This window comes from Enterobacter sp. JH25 (assembly GCF_021725435.1).
In the GTDB taxonomy this organism is placed as follows: Bacteria; Pseudomonadota; Gammaproteobacteria; order Enterobacterales; family Enterobacteriaceae; genus Enterobacter; species Enterobacter intestinihominis.
Genome location: NZ_CP091321.1, coordinates 55437 through 73643, shown reverse-complemented (window position 1 = coordinate 73643; position 18207 = coordinate 55437). Strand labels below are relative to the sequence as shown.

At 55.0% G+C, this 18207-nt stretch carries 25 protein-coding genes; 1 reads left to right on the top strand and 24 read right to left on the bottom strand.

What is annotated here, in order from left to right; genetic code table 11:
* Nucleotides 1-5: 5 nt before the first annotated feature.
* The 20 genes from trbE to traM form a co-directional block, all read right to left on the bottom strand.
* A complete protein-coding gene (gene trbE / locus L2Y28_RS24425) occupies nt 6-194 on the bottom strand; it encodes a conjugal transfer protein TrbE (RefSeq protein WP_008324128.1) in 189 nt (62 codons plus the stop codon).
* A 31-nt stretch (nt 195-225) separates the two neighbouring features.
* A complete protein-coding gene (traN, locus tag L2Y28_RS24420) occupies nt 226-2079 on the bottom strand; it encodes a type-F conjugative transfer system mating-pair stabilization protein TraN (RefSeq protein ID WP_016479983.1) in 1854 nt (617 codons plus the stop codon).
* Nucleotides 2076-2705, bottom strand: a complete 630-nt coding sequence (gene trbC / locus L2Y28_RS24415; RefSeq protein WP_008324130.1) for a type-F conjugative transfer system pilin assembly protein TrbC — start codon at nt 2703-2705, stop codon at nt 2076-2078. Before trbC ends, traN begins: the two co-directional genes overlap by 4 nt.
* Before the next feature lie 16 nt (nt 2706-2721).
* On the bottom strand, nt 2722-3708 hold the full coding sequence (gene traU, locus L2Y28_RS24410) for a conjugal transfer pilus assembly protein TraU (protein WP_042934586.1): 987 nt from the start codon (nt 3706-3708) through the stop codon (nt 2722-2724).
* Nucleotides 3709-3710: 2 nt separating this feature from the next.
* Complete coding sequence (gene traW / locus L2Y28_RS24405; RefSeq protein WP_008324132.1) at nt 3711-4358, bottom strand: type-F conjugative transfer system protein TraW; 648 nt, start codon at nt 4356-4358, stop codon at nt 3711-3713.
* Complete coding sequence (gene trbI / locus L2Y28_RS24400) at nt 4358-4705, bottom strand: type-F conjugative transfer system protein TrbI (protein ID WP_008324133.1); 348 nt, start codon at nt 4703-4705, stop codon at nt 4358-4360. Before trbI ends, traW begins: the two co-directional genes overlap by 1 nt.
* Nucleotides 4702-7332 (bottom strand): type IV secretion system protein TraC, encoded by a 2631-nt coding sequence (traC, locus tag L2Y28_RS24395; protein ID WP_008324134.1) that lies wholly within the window; start codon nt 7330-7332, stop codon nt 4702-4704. The genes trbI and traC overlap by 4 nt, the downstream gene beginning before the upstream one ends.
* Nucleotides 7325-7891, bottom strand: a complete 567-nt coding sequence (gene traP, locus L2Y28_RS24390) for a conjugal transfer pilus-stabilizing protein TraP (RefSeq protein WP_008324135.1) — start codon at nt 7889-7891, stop codon at nt 7325-7327. Before traP ends, traC begins: the two co-directional genes overlap by 8 nt.
* Nucleotides 7881-8282, bottom strand: coding sequence for a hypothetical protein (locus L2Y28_RS24385; RefSeq protein ID WP_016479985.1), 402 nt, complete (start codon nt 8280-8282; stop codon nt 7881-7883). The genes traP and L2Y28_RS24385 overlap by 11 nt, the downstream gene beginning before the upstream one ends.
* Nucleotides 8266-8451 (bottom strand): hypothetical protein, encoded by a 186-nt coding sequence (locus tag L2Y28_RS24380; RefSeq protein ID WP_008324139.1) that lies wholly within the window; start codon nt 8449-8451, stop codon nt 8266-8268. The genes L2Y28_RS24385 and L2Y28_RS24380 overlap by 17 nt, the downstream gene beginning before the upstream one ends.
* A gap of 3 nt (nt 8452-8454) precedes the next feature.
* Nucleotides 8455-8679, bottom strand: a complete 225-nt coding sequence (locus L2Y28_RS24375; protein WP_008324141.1) for a TraR/DksA C4-type zinc finger protein — start codon at nt 8677-8679, stop codon at nt 8455-8457.
* A 119-nt stretch (nt 8680-8798) separates the two neighbouring features.
* Nucleotides 8799-9338: a type IV conjugative transfer system lipoprotein TraV gene (traV, locus tag L2Y28_RS24370; protein ID WP_016247533.1), complete on the bottom strand. Its 540-nt coding sequence runs from the start codon at nt 9336-9338 to the stop codon at nt 8799-8801.
* A gap of 21 nt (nt 9339-9359) precedes the next feature.
* The gene (gene traB / locus L2Y28_RS24365) at nt 9360-10754 is read right to left on the bottom strand and encodes an F-type conjugal transfer pilus assembly protein TraB (protein WP_016479986.1); all 1395 of its coding nucleotides are present in this window, start codon (nt 10752-10754) and stop codon (nt 9360-9362) included.
* Nucleotides 10741-11484, bottom strand: coding sequence for a type-F conjugative transfer system secretin TraK (traK, locus tag L2Y28_RS24360; RefSeq protein ID WP_008324157.1), 744 nt, complete (start codon nt 11482-11484; stop codon nt 10741-10743). The genes traB and traK overlap by 14 nt, the downstream gene beginning before the upstream one ends.
* Nucleotides 11471-12037: a type IV conjugative transfer system protein TraE gene (gene traE, locus L2Y28_RS24355; RefSeq protein WP_016247535.1), complete on the bottom strand. Its 567-nt coding sequence runs from the start codon at nt 12035-12037 to the stop codon at nt 11471-11473. The genes traK and traE overlap by 14 nt, the downstream gene beginning before the upstream one ends.
* A gap of 14 nt (nt 12038-12051) precedes the next feature.
* A complete protein-coding gene (gene traL / locus L2Y28_RS24350; protein ID WP_016479987.1) occupies nt 12052-12357 on the bottom strand; it encodes a type IV conjugative transfer system protein TraL in 306 nt (101 codons plus the stop codon).
* 150 nt (nt 12358-12507) lie between these two features.
* A complete protein-coding gene (gene traA / locus L2Y28_RS24345; RefSeq protein WP_016247536.1) occupies nt 12508-12858 on the bottom strand; it encodes a type IV conjugative transfer system pilin TraA in 351 nt (116 codons plus the stop codon).
* A 57-nt stretch (nt 12859-12915) separates the two neighbouring features.
* A complete protein-coding gene (locus L2Y28_RS24340; RefSeq protein ID WP_008324165.1) occupies nt 12916-13140 on the bottom strand; it encodes a TraY domain-containing protein in 225 nt (74 codons plus the stop codon).
* Nucleotides 13141-13226: 86 nt separating this feature from the next.
* Nucleotides 13227-13916 carry a hypothetical protein gene (locus tag L2Y28_RS24335; protein WP_008324166.1) on the bottom strand — a complete coding sequence of 230 codons (690 nt, stop codon included), beginning with the start codon at nt 13914-13916 and terminating at the stop codon, nt 13227-13229.
* A 188-nt stretch (nt 13917-14104) separates the two neighbouring features.
* Nucleotides 14105-14497, bottom strand: a complete 393-nt coding sequence (gene traM, locus L2Y28_RS24330; RefSeq protein ID WP_008324167.1) for a conjugal transfer relaxosome DNA-binding protein TraM — start codon at nt 14495-14497, stop codon at nt 14105-14107.
* Nucleotides 14498-14928: 431 nt separating this feature from the next.
* Between traM and L2Y28_RS24325 the strand changes: the two genes are divergently transcribed.
* Nucleotides 14929-15405, top strand: coding sequence for a transglycosylase SLT domain-containing protein (locus L2Y28_RS24325; protein WP_008324168.1), 477 nt, complete (start codon nt 14929-14931; stop codon nt 15403-15405).
* Between the two features lie 46 nt (nt 15406-15451).
* On the opposite strand, the gene L2Y28_RS24320 is transcribed toward L2Y28_RS24325, so the two are convergent.
* The 4 genes from L2Y28_RS24320 to L2Y28_RS24305 form a co-directional block, all read right to left on the bottom strand.
* Complete coding sequence (locus L2Y28_RS24320; RefSeq protein WP_008324170.1) at nt 15452-15982, bottom strand: antirestriction protein; 531 nt, start codon at nt 15980-15982, stop codon at nt 15452-15454.
* A 626-nt stretch (nt 15983-16608) separates the two neighbouring features.
* Nucleotides 16609-17439 carry an N-6 DNA methylase gene (locus L2Y28_RS24315; RefSeq protein ID WP_008324171.1) on the bottom strand — a complete coding sequence of 277 codons (831 nt, stop codon included), beginning with the start codon at nt 17437-17439 and terminating at the stop codon, nt 16609-16611.
* A gap of 42 nt (nt 17440-17481) precedes the next feature.
* Nucleotides 17482-17745, bottom strand: coding sequence for a hypothetical protein (locus L2Y28_RS24310; protein WP_008324174.1), 264 nt, complete (start codon nt 17743-17745; stop codon nt 17482-17484).
* An 85-nt stretch (nt 17746-17830) separates the two neighbouring features.
* The gene (locus L2Y28_RS24305) at nt 17831-18175 is read right to left on the bottom strand and encodes a hypothetical protein (protein ID WP_008324177.1); all 345 of its coding nucleotides are present in this window, start codon (nt 18173-18175) and stop codon (nt 17831-17833) included.
* Nucleotides 18176-18207 lie beyond the last annotated feature (32 nt).

The window sequence follows — 18207 nt, the reverse complement described above, 5'->3', positions numbered from 1 at the left end:
GTCGGTTATCGTTTGAAAAGCGGGTTTAACAGCCACGCCAGCAGAACTCCCGCCACGAAAAGCACAACCATCAGCGCCATAAAAAACACATCGATGCGGGTTGTTTCATCAACGATATTCCCGCGCCAGTAAAGCACCGGTGAGGCGACAATCAGGCTGATGATAAGGCGTCCAGTAAATCCTTTAATTTTCATGATGGAGAGTCCTGAGTGAGTGATGAGTGGCTTACTGTTTGTTCTTCAGTTGCGCGGCGATTTCCTCGCGGACGCGCTTCGTCAGGGTGTCGTTATCCGGGATTTTCTTGTTCTTTTGCAGATCGTCGAAAAAGTTTGAGAAGTCGAGTTTGTCGAACTTGATTTGTTGCAACTCAGTCTGGGTGATGCCGCGACAGTCCGGGCTGCTGGCCTTGCCAAAGCCGATGTGAAGCTGACCGTTACGTCCCTGCTGCTGCACAATCTGGGCAAGCTTTGAGTCAAACTGACAGTAGCTGCGCTTCTTCTCGAGACAGACGCCGAGCACTTTTTTTGAACAGAACTCACCGATACTGACCGTGAGCTTATTCTCTTTGGCCTTGCCCAGCGCTTTCTCCTCGCTGCTGCACCTGGCAAGCCCGACGTCCTGGCCCCAGCCGCCGTCCTTACAGCAGTTGCTGAAGCCTGCCGCAAACTTCTTGCAGAACTTCGCGCTGCCGGTAAAGGCGCGTACGTTAACGCTGTTAATGGCTGCCACGTCCTTGCCCGCAGCGGCCAGCGCGGCGAGTGCCGAAACGACAGGTGCAAAATCGTTGTTTTTACCGTTCTGCGCCCGCTCACAGTCACCATCGAGACAGAAGGTGTCGCCGCCACATATCATCACCTGGCCGGAAGTACGTGTTTCACAGGAGTACGTCGCGTATTCATGCAGGCAGCCGCTGCCGTCTTCTGCCGTGAAGGCGCAGGTGCGTGAGGCAAGCGTACAGGCCGGATTGTTCATGTAGGTTTTGCAGGTGCCATTGTCAGCAGCCTGGGTCATATACGTGTCTTTGTACTTCCAGCAAGCCTGCGTGACCGGGTATGACACGCCGTCAACCACCACCGTTTTTGTGCTCCCCGGCTCAATACATTCCGTCTTTTTGAGCGTACCTTCGCTCTTGCTGAACGGGCAGGATTCGTTCCAGACCACGTCTGGTACCCATTTTTTGGCGGGAATTTCAATCTGGAGCGTAACGGTGAAGCTGTAGCGCATATTGCTGTGCTTCCAGATTGAATCTGTAGTGGGATTGTTTCTCCTGGTACGAATGGAAAACACCATCCCTGCGCCTTTCTTCAGCTGCATGCCGCTACTCAGCGCCAGGCTACCGGTATCGTTATCCATGGAAATCAACCCGAAAGGCGTGGTTACTCGCATAAACCAGTTAGGATTACTGAACGCCAGACGTTTATTCCAGGAATAGGTGGCTGTTGCAGCAACAACCTTCCCTGTCACCGGCGCAGTCCATGTTCCTGTGTATCCCGCTTCGGAGGAAGCAAACGAAATATTCTGAGACTGGATAACAATCTGTTTTGTTTCAGATGTATCTTCATAGTGGCCGGTAATGCTGGCCGTGCGCGTACAGGCCTGCTCAACCAGCAGGTCGCGCTCACAGGTATAGTTGGTGAACTCACTGCGGCTGATATTCTGCGCTTCGCACTGCGTCTGCCCCGTTTTGCCGATGATGGTATCAGCGCGGGACTGGACATCCTGGCTGGCCTTAATAAACGGCGCGTCGGGCGAAATGGGCTCCTTCGGGTTGTTAACAAACGAGTCGGTGACGGCTTTTGTAGCCTCATTAGTAGTCCAGCCCGTGGTACCGTCCGCTTTCAGCGCACCATCACCGGTCGCCGTCACACCGCCATAGTACTTTTTCTCACCGGGTGAGGCGGTATAGTTGGGGATAGACGCTGAGGGGTTAAAGTTTTTCAGGCTGCTCTCACCCTGCCCCTGTACCTGACGGGCAAAATCAGCCCCCGCCCTGTACTGCGCGTCAGCATCGGCAAATGCATTCACGCTTGCCATCGTGGTGGCAATGGCCAGCACCGACATCAGTATTGCTCTTTTCATCGGGCATCTCCTTTATTAAGCAGCTGTTGCGCCTCATCCCTGCACTCGCCCTTCCCCACCACCTTTTCCAGCGCCTGCTTCAGATGAAGATTGCCGCGAATCACGTCGTGGCCCGCCTCGCAGTACACCACCAGGGACGGCACGCTGGTGATCCCGTACTCACGAAAGCGGGTCGGGTCGATGGCGACGCCGCTGGCTGAGCCGTCCTGAACAAGCGCCATCACGGCGGTTGCCGTCGTTTTCATGTCGTTGTTGACCATACCCCGCAGGGTGGCGGGAATATCGTAGCGGCGGGCCTCGGTCAGCATGCGCTTAAGCCCCGCCTGCGGGATGGCAAAGGAGACGAAATACAGGGCACCGTGCGTGGGTTTATCCTGCTGGTCCTCGCGCTGGCGCTGTTTCAGCTCCCCGATAAAGCGGGCGTCGTCTGCTGAAAGAGGGTTCTGGCGCACCTGCTGCTCCAGCATCTGGCGCAGCGGCGCGTTGTCCTGCCCCCTCAGCTGCTGGCTGAAAGACTCCTGCTGACGAATAAACTCGCGGTTCGCCTCATCAGCCCCTGACGCCAGCGCAGTGCAACAGTATGCTGACAGCAGCAGCGCCGCCGTCAGACCGGACAGAGTTTTCATGGAAGTTTCCTTTTTCTCAGAGGAAGACGCAGTTGCGCTTGCGCCAGAGAAGATAGCCGTAGTTTTTCTTCGTGTTCGGCGGGTTACGCCCCGTTTCCCAGCGCATGACCGTTCGGCCGAAGGGATGGCACTGCGCCACGTCCGGATACATATTCACCATCTGATAGCGCCAGCGCGTTTTGGGAATAATGGGTGACGGATACTCGAAGCAGACCTTTTTATCCTCCCCGACGCTCTCCATTATCTGACCCTGACGGTGCAGCTTGAACGCCATGCGCTCGCTGACCAGAACGGAAGACTGCAGGGGGCTGGACTCATTGCTCACCCAGCCGTTAAAGGGATACATTGACCCCTGCGATCCGGCACACCAGAACAGCGCGTCAACCGACGTTTTTGCTGCACTGGCCACCGCGTCGGCCGCACATGCGCCCTGCGCGATGGGGTTGGCAAAAATGACCGCCTCCGGATTCAGAATGGAGGTCAGGGCGCTGTCCCCCCATGTCGGGTCGATTTCAGACAGGTATCCGATATCCAGATCGCCGCCCTGCAGACACCCGAGGGAGGTGATGATATTGAGCCAGTACGTCAGCGGATATTTGTACCAGTGCACGTGGTAGAACGCGCCATTGACCTGTTTGTCATCTTTTTTGGCGGTGCCCATCCCCATTTTCCCGAGATTAACGGTGAATCCGCCGAGGTTCACCATGCAGCCCGGAGAACGTGCCACATCGGTCATGGCCATCGGCTCCCAGTACCCTATTGCCAGGCCAACGCGCTGAAATACCGGCGGTGGCATGGGACAAAACTGTATCGGGCTACCGGGATTGGACGTGTCCGGTAAATCCCCGCCCGTGACTTTTGTGCTGCCGAGCGACAGGGGGAACATGCAGCGCCAGCAGATATCGGTGATCGGATTGACGAAGCGCCCTTCGCAGGCGGCGTCCGCCGCTGCCATGTGGCTGTTACCCCACAGAAGCAGCCCGAACAGAGAGACGGTCAGCATTTTCACCGGACACCTCCTGCATCATGCTGCGCCATATCGGGCGGAATGATTTCCACCTGCAGGCGCTTTCCGCTGGGTGCCGCCGTTACCCGCGCCGGCACCTGGCTTATGCCGAACCGGGCGGTCAGCACCCCGTTCTGGTCGAAGAAAATGCGGCTGTCGAGCTTCTCCGACGTCTGCGGAATGTTGCCCTGAACCAGAATGATGCGGGTGATCAGGGTGTCAGGCTTCTGTCGCTGTACCCACGCGAGCTGCTCCGCATCGTCGCCGTTGATAAACAGCAGGGTTTCGTTAAACGGCACCACATCAAGCGGATTAAAGACCTGCCCCGCCTGAGCAAACACGTTGCCCCTGTCGTCGGCAAGCGCCTTGTCCACCCGCACGCTCGGGTCAAACCAGCGCCGCTCGTAGCGCACCGCGCGGGTTATTCCCTCAACGGCAGGCGGGCGCTGGCTGTTGCGCACCACGCGCGCCTTAAACTCCGCCATCTTTTTGTCCATCTCGCCGGACTGCGCCAGCGTCTGCAGCCGGCTTTCGATAACGGTCAGCATATCCGGCTCCGCCACCGGCCAGAGATCGCCCCACGTCCCGAGGTCAGCGGCCGTCACGCTGCCGGTCAGCAGCGTCAGGCCCAGGGCAAGGGCGCGCATCACCCCCCCTCCTTCATCCGGCGGGCCACGTCAGTCTGGATTTCACGCGTGATATCCGGCGCCCCCTGCACCACGGCAGGTGCGACAAGGATGAGGGCACGATGGCGGACCTGCCAGTCCCTGAGGCTGGCCTCCAGTGACGCGTTAAAGCGGTCTGAAAGTGCTTTTGTCTGCGCCTCGTCCAGTGAACGGCGACCGGCGCTGTCAAAGAAGGCATCCACCGTGGATTTCATGTTGAAGGCCACAACCACAGGACGGTTAAGCTGGCAGACCAGCCAGCTGATGCCTGCGCCCGCAGCCAGCGTGCCGGCAATCAGCGCGGCGTTAATGAGTACGTGTTTTTTCATGAGATGGTCTTCCCTTCATGCTCGTGAAGCCAGCGCTCCAGCGCGGCCATTTCCGGCCCGGATTTTTTCCACGCCAGCTCCCAGACGGCTTCGTGAATACTCAGCCCTTCCCGGCGTCGCTGCTGCAGAAACTCAAAGTCCGGACCGTCCGAGGAGTACATTGCCCGGCTGAGCGGATCGACGAACAGGCGGTGCCAGGACGTCAGGTGCTCAACCGACAGCATAAAGCTGCTGAACCAGTTGTCCTTCGCGCTGCCAAAACCTTTAATCATGTCGCGCTGCAGCTGCGAATACTGGTCCGGGTACAGCTGGTTGTACTTGGCGAACTCTTTGGCGGACTGCTTGAGGATAATTTTGTAGGACGAGTTACCCCATGCCGCGCGGGCGGCGCTGGAGGCCGTTTCCGAGTCAAAATCGACGATGTTCTGCGTAATGGTGATGTACGAACCTGTATGGCGGCGGGCGGTACGGTAGCCCTTCTCGATAAACGCCCCGACCTTGTTGTTCTTGAAGTCCAGCAGGCGCCAGCCTTCGTCTATCACGTTGAGCTTCTTCAGGCTGCGCGGCGTGCGGTACATGCGGTTCTCAATGTAGAGAATGAGCGAGAACATCACCGCCACCAGGAGGGACGGCCTGTCCTCCAGTCCGCCGAGCTCAAGCACCACCATCCGGGCTTCGTCCTTCAGGGACGGTTCGTCGGAGTTGAAGTAGCTGCCGTACACCCCGTCGCGGGTGTACTGGGTCAGCAGTACCACCATCTCATCGAGGCGGCTGCGGATGGTTGGCGATCCGCTGTACTCCTCGCTGTCGCGGGCCATCATCAGGTAGTCCACCACGTCGTCAATGCGCGCCTGGTTTTTCTTCGTAAGCCAGGTGGCCTTCACCGCCTTGAGCAGCAGACCTTCGTGCACCTCGTCCAGGTTGCCGTTGGGGCTGGCCATCACGGACAGCTGGTCCCGCAGGCGTTCGGCCATCTCATCGATGGTATCGTCGGTGACGTTAGCGAACGGATTAAACTTCAGCGTCTCGCCGTCGAGGTAGACCCCGCCCATGTTCTCGCACAGGGACTTGTAGCCGTCGCCCATGTCGAACACCACGGCGAAGCCGCCGGAGTCGATAACGCTGCGTATCAGGGGCTGGATAAGCCCGGTTTTCCCCGCGCCGGAGGTGCCACACACCGCCATATTGAAGTTGGTGTTACCCATGCCGCGGCTGAACAGGTCGATAAACGCCAGCTGGTTGCGGTAGGTCGGTGCCAGCAGGCCGGAAGTGGCCAGCGGGCTGTCCGCCACCACCGGCATCAGATTGGCGACATTAAAGCTTTCGGCGCGCTGCAGCACGCCGGACTCGCGCAGCTGCTTAAAGAGGCCGCCGCCCGCCATAAACGGCAGATTCACGAGAAAATTGCGCATATGGTTAAAGCGCGGGGAAATCAGCTCGAAGCCATTTTTACGGAAGCTGTTCAGTACGTCCTGCTCGACCTTCAGCGCAGTTTCCTGGTCATCGCGGCAGAAGAGGGTCACGTTCAGAAAATAGCTCACCAGCGAGGACTGCCCGGACGACAGGCGCTGGCGCAGATCGCCCCACTCTTTTGCCTCCTGCGCCACGCCCGGGAAGAACTTGGCGTAGCTGGTCTTGGACTTCTTCTCAAGATCCATGAACTTCAGGTTGGCCTCGTTCTGCGCCTTTACCTGGTCTTCCACGCTAAGGACCAGCGTCAGGATAAACGGGCACGAAACGGACAGTTCCGGGTTGAGAAGGTTGCTGTAGTTGTCGGCCATATTCCAGAGGAAGGCCAGCTCCGGATTTTTGGTCAGCTGGAAGTTCATGATGCGCGCGGTGCTGTTGCGACCGTTACCGCGCAGCCCCAGCGTCATGTAGTCGGCCTTCACCTTCAGGTCAAAGGTATCGTCCACGCACTGGTAGTTCAGATCCTTGAGCGGGTCCAGTTCCCGTTCGGTGGGATACAGCGCATCCGGGTTGTGGTTAATCATTTCGCCCGCAATGCGGATAAAGGCATCCGCATCCACGCTGCGGGTGGCTATCTGCGCCCCCTGCAGCGAGGCGCGGATGATTTTGACCTGGTTTTCCATCTCCATCACGCTGGCCTTACTTCCGCGCTTACGGGGGACGCAGCAGGAGATGTACACCCGGTAGTTACGCAGGGTCAGCGGCAGGTTGAGGTGATCGGGCAGCGGGAACCCTTCTTCTGCGGCCCTGAGATAGTAGGCGCGGGTGATGGCGTTGAACGTATCAGCCTTTTCCCCCGTCCATGAGAGCTCGCGCAGGCCATACTCGATATCCTGACCCACCAGATGGCTGGACACCAGGTGAACGGCCACCGGCACCTCGCGGGGCAGCTTGGTGCGCATCAGGTTTTCCAGCGACGAAACGATAGTTTCGTTGGCGCCGTTGATGGGCTGCGCCTCGAGCATAAAGCCCATCGTCTTTTCGTTCATGAAGAGGCCGGTTTCCGCATCGTAGTCGCGGTACGGCAGCACGCGGCTAAACTGCGGGAAGCGCATCTGCCCGAGGACATCGTTCGCCTCAGAGGACGCATCGGGCATCTTCAGGGCCGTCAGCAGCGAGTTGACCGTGCGGGTGACGGAGTCCAGCGGATTACTCATGATCCCCCTCCTTTTTATTGTCGGCCGTTTTGACCGCTTCCGTCGCAGGGGCCGGGCGGCTGGCGGGGATACCGTAGCGAAAACGCACTGAGCGCATCTGACCGTACAGGCAGAAATACGGACGGCATCCCATAAGCAGCGCCGCCCCTGAAAACACAATGGCCATCACAATCCACAGCAACTTAAACGCACTCAGCGCCCCGTCAACATGACCGGCATATCCTTTAGCATCGGTGACGACGCTGCCCCGGTCATGGCAGACGGCAGAGGGAGCGTCATGCAGCGTGAGGCCGGAGGACTTGTTCTGCGGAGCAGGCGGTATAAAGGGTTGTAAAGGTTCATCACGGCAGACCGCAATACGAAACTCGCCACTGCTGACGTTATGCGTGACGGCCATAATTTCCTGCGCCATCGCCTCTCCGGGCGTGGTGTTATCCATCCACAAAAGCATGGCAACCAGCAGCATCAGCGTGGCGGCAGGCCAGATAATCAGATAGTGAAAAGCCCAGGCAAGCCATCTAAGGCAATACAGCAGGACGGACAGAAGCTTAAGCATCATTCCCTTTACCTCCGGGATTCAGCGGAAACCAGACGCTGCAGTTGTGTCTGATAGCCTCCGCCAGCCTCTCCCCGTCCTCTCCGCTGTACAGCGCTTTAATCCGGCTGACGTCAGACTTCGCCAGGAAAACCCTCATCTGCTGTTTTGTTACGCTCATACCTGAGCCTGCTTTACCCAGGAACAGACCGTGCCCACGCTGCCGTTGCATTATGTGTTGAGAAATCCCAGCCTTCCCGTCAAGGGCGGGAGCGCTCTGCTGAGACGCTGAAAGCCAGAAGTCGCGCTCTGCGGCATTAACACAGATGACACGCATCCCCATCGCCTCGCAGCAGGCCGCTATATCGTTAAGGTGGCGGGTCTTACCCGGACCGCTGTTACTGTTGGTTGTCATGATGTTCGTCTCCTGGTTTTTTGCCATCGTTCTGAATGTCTTTGCGCAATTCACGCCAGTCGCGGAGTTGTCGTTCTGATAAAAAGGTCCGCATAACCTCAACGCTGATGGCTGTCTTACCGCTACCGGTTTTCCCCACGACCATCACATTGGTTTTTCTTCTTCCCATCGGTCACCTCAGATACTGTTTTTCTCGTATTTCCAGAACCCGCTGGCATTCCGTACAGGTACGTACGCCCGGGATGGCCTGCTGCCGCCTGAGGGGGATGCGATTGCCACAGCATTCGCACCGGTTGCGGCTTTTGCCCTGCAGGCAGGATCGCTGCCTCGCGGCCTGTATATGAAGCTGGTTCAGCAATTCGTCCTGCTCCTGCAGGAGATCGAGTTCGTCTGCCATCAACGCTCCCTGCTCACACTGTCCGGACACGCTACCGCCCATCCCTTTTTACGTTTCAGGGCACGCGTGATAACGACAGATTGTTAAAATGGGTGCCACACGCGGTGGCGGTTCAGGTTTCAGTTAACGCGTGGGGTTCCCCACGCTGAGGGTTTCACAACAAAAAACACCCGCGTCGGCTGGTGATAAACGTCCTGCGTATCGATATAGGGCGCGATCCACAGCCCGGCCGTCTTTTCACCGACGCGAAGCGGCCTCGGGTCCACGATGGACTCGCGCCCTGGCGGCGACACAGTAACCGGCGTGACCGTGGAGAGCGGCGCCCGTGAGGCTGAGTGCGGCTGCGGGCGGGGGAGAGTCGGTGTACCCGTCAGAGGTGCATTCCTGGATGCGATGGCATGCACCGGTTCAGCCGGCAGCGTCAGGGGCTGCACGGACCGGGTCCGGAAATTACCCTCAGCCAGGCGCGGCAGCGATGTCGCACCCGGCTTTACCGCGCTGGCCTCCTCCAGTCGTTTGGCTTTCTCATTGGCCTGCTCGATGGTCATGCAGGTATCGGATGTCGTCGCGTTACACTCAAAATCGCTCGTTGTACCGGCACATCCCGACAGCGTCAGGAGACTGGCCAGCGTGAGCGCAACAGGCACTGTCTTGTTCATTTGCGGTTCCTTTACGTGGGGTTATTGTGAGTCGGCCTTCGGCATAAACTGGCTCTGGTTAAGCCTGCCCAGCTGGTTGAGCATCTGGTCGGTACTGAACCCGTTCATGCCGCCCTGCGGGACTGACGGCGGCGGAACCGGGCTGCGGTCGTCGCCCTCCGCTTTGCTTCTGTCATTCTCGTGCGCCAGCTCTTCAATGGTTTTCAGCTGAAAACCGTCCTGAAAGACAACGGTCACTTCGTTACCCGCCCCAATAGGAATGACGGGGTGGTACTGCTCTGCGCGTTTGATGTAGTAGTCGCTGAGGGTCTGGGCGGCTTTGGAGGCGCCTCCGCCAATCCCCATCTTCATCACGTCACCCGCGCCGAGTGATGCCGTGGCGCCGAGGCCGACCGAAGGCTGGGACGCGGTCTGCACGCCCTGACCGATGCCGTCAACAAATCCCGCGCCCCATGCCCAGCCGAGGATTTTGCCGTTTCGCATCACCACCTCGCCCTTGATGCCGTTTTTTCCCCGGAAGCTCACGTGCCCGGCAATGGGCTGGTCGATGGTGACGCCGTGCTTCAGGCAGCTGATGTTGCGGGTGCGTACGATGGCGCGTTCGCTGGACACGTCGCCCCAGGCTTCAAGCCCGATGAAGCAGCCGGTCAGGTCGTAGCTTTTGCTGTTGGGCATTTCCACCCTGCCCGTAATGCGCAGCTGCATCGGCACCGTGGACTCGTTACCGGTTACGGAGGCGTTGGCGTCAGCCCCCTCAATCAGCATCGATTTGGCGAAGCTGCCCGACGGGATGTACGGCAGGGACGGACCTTTACTCTCGTCGCTGTGGGCAAAAGACTGCCGGCGCAGCTGGTTGGGTACGGGGATGGGCTGGTACTGCACCTGCGCCGGCGGCGTGACGCCGTTACCAGGATAGAACGCGGTCGGCGGCGGGACGGCCCCCGTCTGCGGCGGGAAACCGGTCGGCTGCGGCTCACCTTCAGGCCCCGGCGCAGGCACTGGCGGTTGCGGGGCCGGCTCACCCGATGCGGTGACGGGTTTCGCCCCCAGCGCGCTAACCTGAGCGGAAAGCGCCGCATTATCCTGACTGAGTTTGTCAATCTGGTGCTGATAGCCTGCCTGCCCCTTGCTGAGCAGCTCAAGCTCGCGGCGCATTTCGGCATACTGCTTCTGCATCTCGGAGGCCGTAGCCTGCATCTCGGTCGTGGCATGCTGCTGCACCTTCTGGTCAAAGGTGCTGTCCACCACGCCGGTCATATCGGGCGCAGGCTCGCCGGCGGCTGCCGCATCGCTGCTGCCCTCGTAGCGTGCATCCGCCAGATACCAGCCGCCGCCCACCACCACGCCCACGGTCGCCAGCACGATACCCAGCCAGATAAACTGCTTGCGCTTCACCACTGAATTAATGCTGGCCATCAGCCGCACCTCCGCTGCTGATAATGAAGACCTGCAGGGCGCCGCCCGCCATCAGCTGACGCGAGGCTTCACCAAACAGCACGCCGCGAATGCCGCTCTGCCAGAAGTCGCTTTCCGCGATGTTGCGGGCCATCCCGGTATTGTTGGTGACGCGATAGCGCACCACCTTAAGGTGATTACCCACCCAGACGCGCTCGGGGACTGCAGAAAGTCCGGCGGGAGCGTTGAGGGCTTCATGCGTAACGGGGATAGCCTGCCAGCCGGACGGAAGCTGCCCGCCCAGCAGATGCTGGCTCAGGGAAACCAGCGTGGCCTCGTAGGGGGAAGACTCTTCCCAGGTGCGCGCCGCTTCACCCGTACCGGACAGCTCGCTGACCAGCCGGATGGTTCGCCCCGCGCCCGCACGTGGCACGGCCTGTACCGAGAAGTTGAGGCCGCGTTCGGTTTCCAGAATGAACGTGAAGGGCTTTTTGTTGAGGGTGCTGACAATCACACCACCGCTTGCCGTCTGTTCCTGACGCGTCAGCTCACCGTCGAGGCTGGTCAGGGCCGTCACGCGGTCACCTGCGACTGTAAAAAGGTTCGGGTCGGTATTGCTGACCGCGATGCTGGCCTGTCCGCCGTTCGTCAACGGGACAATCGTGGCAGAAAGCGCAGCGGGTGCGGCGACCGTCTGACCGGAAGCGAGCATCAGCAACGCCAGCAGCGCACGGCGACTATTTTTGTTCATCGGTGATTTCTCCGAAGTGACTGAGCCAGCTGATGCCGTCCTCGCGCTCGAACTTGAGAACGTACTGTTTCAGCTCGGGATACGGTTTCGAGTCGCCTATCCAGGTCTTCAACTGGCCGCGTACGTCCACGCGGCTGCTTGCCGGGTAAACCTTCACGCTGGTCATATAGAAAGACGAGTTAACGTTGTTGTCCTTAATGCGCTTCGCATCCTCAGCAAGCCGGATTTTCAGCTCGTTCTGCGCTGCGGGTTTGACATAGGACAGCAGCTGCTCATGAGAGGCATCAACGGTTTCCGGGGTAACATTGAGGCGAAGGGCGATAAGCGACAGGGCCATCTGTTGCAGGTAGGAGGCATCTGCCTGGTTCTGCGACACGGCAAACGGCGCGTTGAAAAGCATTGGCGTGACGATAGACTTCTGCTCATTCTGAAGGCGGTAGTTGTTGACGGCCTGAATAACATTGGTGGTGATGCTTCCCAGAATAACCACCCCCATGGCAATAAAGCCGATGGCAATAACCCGCTGTGTACTTAATCGTGCTCCGTGTTCCATCTGATTATTCCTGTCTATTTAATCCACTGGCGGTAGCATGAGTCGGGTACATCATGAAAAATCCCCCTCAGCAGTGAGGTCGGCATATACCAGTAGACCAGGTCCCGTAGCCATGAACTGCCCCGCCCTTTTTTGAGCTTTTTAATTCCGAGATAGGCCAGTACGGCAGCGATAATTCCGGGGATATCATGCTGGGTCCAGAATCCCCACCCCAGGCAGACAATCGCCGGAATAAGCTCATCCACAGGAAGGCCAAACCAGCGGCTCTGATTCGTCAGGGTTTCGGGAAAGCGATATTTTTTGAGAGATTCATCTGCCATATATGTTCCGTCTCCGGTACAGCTGGCAGTATGGAAATACCTGCCAGCCGGATTACAGGCAAAGCCCTCCCGTGAATGCTCGTGAAGGGCATTCAGAATTAAACCGGAATTTAATAGTCGGAAGTGGCTCTGAACGGCTGTCGCTGGATATCAGTATCCTGCGACAGACATACCTACCGTGACGAATACGGACAGGATCGCAAAGCCCGCCAGGAACTTGAGGTTCTTGGTCGTCATATACATCACGGCGCCCACCAGAACTTCGGCAAGAATAACCCACTTAACCACGCTGGAGTCTTTACCAAATGTTCCTTTAACGGTTGCATCGCCGCTGGACATCAGATCTTTACCCGCAGTCGAGGCAAGAACCGTATCAGGGAAAAACGCAGCAAGGGCTGCGACAGGCAGGGCAAACTTCAGCGCTTTGAGTAACGCGACTTTGCTGAATTTTTTCTTTGCAGGGGTCGCGGGTACAGCGTTAATAACAGACACATCAGTCATATTCATTAATCCTTTAATTACACCGGATAGATTTGTTGAAATAAAAATCCTAAGAAACTAATTTTGTGACTTGGGTTCAAGATTGTTTGGGATCACCTCCGCCATTTCAGAGTTATAGAAATCAGGGAATTTTTCCAGGTGGTCACGTAACCGAATCAGCGCTTCAGCTGATTTAGAACGACCACTTCTGTCCTTCGCCTTCAAAATAAGAAGATCGGTTTGTGGGTCAAGGTAGATCGACATAGTTACCGTTGGGCCACGAAGCCTGTGACGTCTAATCATGTTTTCCCTCTCAACATATTCCTGCGTCAGGATAGTGACACATTGAATACAATTTATTCAATACGCGAAAAATTCCACTATATTTTTTACATAAATTTAACATTCAAAACCTTAAGAACAACCATTCTCACCTTTCTGTATACGTCCATTCTCATGCAGTAGAATCTGAAGTCATCGTAATCAATAAAATATTTCGCAAGCTCACTCTTCACACTAGAAAGTCTGCTTGAAATTGCTTTTTCAGAGACACCTAAATATTGCGCCATCGTATGAAGTTGAAAACCAAGAATTGAAAAACATAACGTAATCATCTTTTTATTCGTCAACCCTGATATAAAAATATCAAAATCAAACTCATCATTTTTTATCCTATTCGAGGTATTGAATAAAGCTTGATAATCCGGGAAGTAATTAATAAACCATAAAGCATATAATTCTTTATTTACCATACGAATTTCAACACGTAACTGATAAAACTCACCATTCAAATTAAAAGTTCTACAAATAGCTGTATCAGGCCCCATAACAAAGGCCTCCAACTCAATTGTCGACAAATCAAGCTCAACTTCATCAGGATCAAAACTGACACCTGAAAAACACTTTGATAATGGGTGAAAGAAATCTAAATATGCATCATTTTTATATATGGGGTTTCTGGATTGATTCCGAATGCAAAAAGGCAAAGGTGAGTACTTATAGAGCGCATCAAAACGCTTCACAATATCATCTAATGATTGACTTGATTGGGAGAGATCTCTAGGATCGCGCGGGTGCATTGAAGCCTCCTCTGAAGGTTTCTGTGTATAGTCGGTACACCCGGGGGTCTAGCCCGGTGTACCGGCGACCCGCCAAACTGAATGGCGAGCATCAAATTTTACTTATGTCTGCATAAAATATATCAATTACTGACGCCAAAGTCACTCAAAAACAGCAGATCTAAATCCTATTTATCAAACATTTTCAGCTAATTATCTTGAGACTCTTCCTCCTGGGGGAAGAATTTTTCAACAATCTGTTGCACATCTTCACGTATACACGTAACCATATCCCTGAAATCAAATTTTTCATTTCCTGCGAGATGCGGACTCAGCGACTCCATCGCCAGGAGCTTGCTGACTATAAATTGAGTTTTCATTACATTTTCAAGAATAGTTTTATTATAGAGCGCCTGATTAAAGGAAGACTCTTTTCTTTCCATTTGCGCTTCATAGACCCGAAGACCAAGTTCGACCAGCATTGATGCAATGCTCGAAAAACTTACATCTTTATCTCTCGCTCCTTCAGCGCGACGTTTTTCAGCGATTACTCTTATTTTCTCTGACACTTCATCGCTTACATAGACCTGAACTCTGGCCATAATTTTCTCCTTATTTATAGTTCCAAAACTTCTGTACCTCAGAATATTTTGAAAAGCTAAAAATGCACGACTCGGCACAAACTCCCTGCCAGAAAACAGACGACTTGCATGCCGACACACACTGTAAAAATTCACGACTCGAATATAGACTCGCCGTAGTCATAACTCAATGGATTTATTAAAAATAGTCACAAATGACTCTGAGTAGAGTTTTTACCGAGTCGAATAGAACTCGCTACCGAGTCGTTTACACACATTAAAATAAATTATTTCACATTACTTTTTCACTAACTGCATGATTTGAATACCCAATCAGCAAAACTTTAATTTTGCGTGGGGTGTGGAACTTTTGGTGGTGAGGAGTGCATATTAGTTGAGTCTGGGCATGGGATGGGTTAACGTATTTCCGGCATGGTGCCCGGAGGGAAGAAATGAAACGGATTGCTCTTACGTTTTTAATGTTGGCTTTTTCTGGAATGTTGAACGCTGCTGATTGTTTTGATCTGGCAGGAAGGGATTATCATATAGATCCGGATCTGCTTCGGGCAATCTCCTGGAATGAATCGAACTTCCGCACATACGTAAAAGGCTACAATCCTGTTTCGGGTTTTGGCTCCGGACTTATGCAGGTGGACTCCCAGCACTTTAACGAACTGGCTCGTTATGGAATAAAACCGGAGCATCTTCTTTCCGATCCGTGTATGAATATCTACACCGGGGCTTACTATCTTGCAATTGCATTCAAAAAGTGGGGAGTCAGCTGGCAGGCCGTGGGCGCTTATAATGCAGGTTTCAGGAAAACAGAAGAACAGGCGCAGAGAAGATATGTCTATGCCAGAAAAATTGAGGCAACATATCGGGCTATAAAGAATAATAAAAATGCAGCGCAGACTCTTGCAAAACAGTAAAAAGACCTCAACAGGAGGTCTTTTTATTCATCCAGTATTTATGTCGTCAATCAATAGCCCGATAAATTAAATCTGCTTCAGGGTGTTTTATGATACTGATGTAGTCTTTCAGTGCATCCTGACGAGCGACGAGGTGTTTACAGACTTTCGAATATTCAGGCCCCATATCTGCAACCTGCCAGGACAACCAGTTCATGATCATCAGGGTCGCAATAATTCCGGCAGCATCGGCACTGACCTCTGCTTCAAAGTAATTACCGGGAATAACCATGTTATAGCGCTGTTCACCTTCCGGTGCGATATATCCGGTTTGCGTCGTGGTGAATCTGACACAGTTCGGAGCAATGTTTCCTCCGGTGCCCTGCGGAATAATCCAGTAATTCCAGAAACCGCCATCATAATCTGAATGCTGACGTAACCAGCTGGCAATCATGTTATCAGCAGAAGGCGTAAAAAAGAGCGCAGGAATAAAATCCAGACGTTCATCACCATCTGTAACAGAGTAGCGCTGGCGTTCATCGATCTTAAATTGTTCGGCTGATTCACGAGTGGCGGTTTTGACGTTTAATGTGTGCATTCTGGTTTTCTCCTCATTGGGTTATTACATCGTTCGACTTCATCACTGAGCGGCGAAGGGCAATGAGCAGCTGACAGTAAGGAAATAAAGGGGCGCGCAGCGTTTATATACCCCTTTATTTCCTTACTGGCTGATGCTAAAAGCAGCCCTCCGCGAACTGATGAAATCGGGCGATAGTCACACCAGGAGAATGCACACATCCCGTAACGGAAAATCGGCGTAAGACGAATTACCGTTACGGGCTTCAGAGTGGGGGTAATTTATTACCGCCACGGTGAAAGCGGCGCATCCATTCGGGATGCAGCAAGCGTGAATTTGAATTTACGTCAGGATGGACGCCCGAAGGGCGGAGACGGTTTACCGGCTCCGTTCACGACAGCCGTGTCCCTTCAGGGACGACGCCCGGAAAAGAAAGGATAATATCCATATCCGCGGCAGAATAATAAAGACCATCGCCAGCAGGAGAATGAGGAATATTAACCACCTGACCAAAAGACAGGAACTTCAGACTACCACGCGCCGGAATAATGCAGGCAGCGCGTCAGCGCAGCCTGCTTATTCTGCGCCGCAGGCGCGCGGCCTTTGATGCCACGAAAGGCAGGACACTCCCCTGCCCTTCTGGATAGCTATGCAGCGTCATTTATACAGCGCAAAAATTCGCGCATGGCACTGATACGGCGCTGATCGTCCAGCCGCTTACCAAAGTTGTTGATGTAGTACACAGGCGTATACCGCACCCTGTTTAACTTCATCGTCAGCGTATTGCCCGTGACCACCTCGGCAGGAATACCCAGCAGGGAAAGCTGAATAAACGCCATATCGGCCGCAACAGAATCAATATCGATGCAGCTTCCGAACATATGTTCAGACGGGTTATAGCCCGCCTCCAGCAGATATTCCGCATACGCCACAATCATTCCCGCCGCACCGCTTGCCGGATCGCTGACGGTAACGAATCCCTCACGGCGTATCGTTTCGTCGACGTCCGGCATCAGCAGCCTCGCCAGCAGTGACTGGACGTGATACGGCGTGAAATACTGTCCGTTGCGGTCGTCGCCAAGCTCAAGCTCCATGAAGATCGCGCCGAGGAAGTCGTGGAATTTGGCCTCCAGTGCGCAGACCATCAGGCAGAAAAGCGTATGCAGGTTGCTGATATCACTCTCGCTGTACTTCGCGCAGATTTTGCGGCTCTGCTCAATATTCTCTGGCGTTCTTATCCGCGCCATATCCAGCTCGCTGGCGGCCAGCGTGATAAAGTCGCTGAACACCTCCCAGCGGCGCAGGCTGCGGGCGGTATCCCTGAACACGCTGATAAACTGGCGGCGGGCCTGGTCGATTGTCATCATCCGGTGCAGTATCGGCTGCGCATTCACGGTGGGCAATACGGGTTTAGCGGGTGTTAAGGGTGCGGCTTCTCTCGCCTGATCAAAGAAGCTGGCAAAACTGAGTTGAGACATATTTCCTCCTTAAATGCCGCCCCGTAAGGAGCGGCTCAGTTATCAGTTAAATGCCCGCTTCAGTTCGAGCGTGCGTAACACCTGCCCCCACTCACTCCCGCGCATGGCAGGAATACGAACGGCGCGCCCCTTCTTCCGGCAGTGCGCTATGTGACGGCCCAGCGCCCGCATTTCGGCGCTGATGTCGTCACGGTCGATATCACTGCGTTTAATACGCACCTGTTTTTTTACGGGTGCGTTTTCCGCCTCAAGCATCTGGACATACAGGGCGGTCGGTGTAACAATCGAAACTTCACTGAATTGCATTGGTTTGTTCCTTTTGGTGAAGGCCGGATTAATCGTTGCAAGCGGGTAAATCCGGCGGGATATGGCAGACGAAAGTCTGCCTTTTTCATTTCTGGCGCTGCACTCCCTCCTTAACGCGTGCCAGAATCTCCGCGTGGTCAAGGTTGCTGTAGTCGCGCATCCGGTAATAACGGATACCGATCCGCGCGTAGATTTCGGTCACATTACCGCAGACCATTTCCGCCAGCATGAAGGTTTCACACTCGCCGTTCTGACTGCTGCGCCAGTTCATCGGGTACATCAGCCCCAGCGCATCATGGAAGGCGTGTACGTCGATTTCGACGGACGCGGTCAGATATGACTTTTCGCGGCTCAGCCAGTACGCGCGTTCGGCCTCACTGGTCGCATAAATACCCGCTTCAGCGCAGGATTCGGTCAGATTTAAGTGCATGGTTTATCTCCTTCTGGTTAATGGCGTTGATA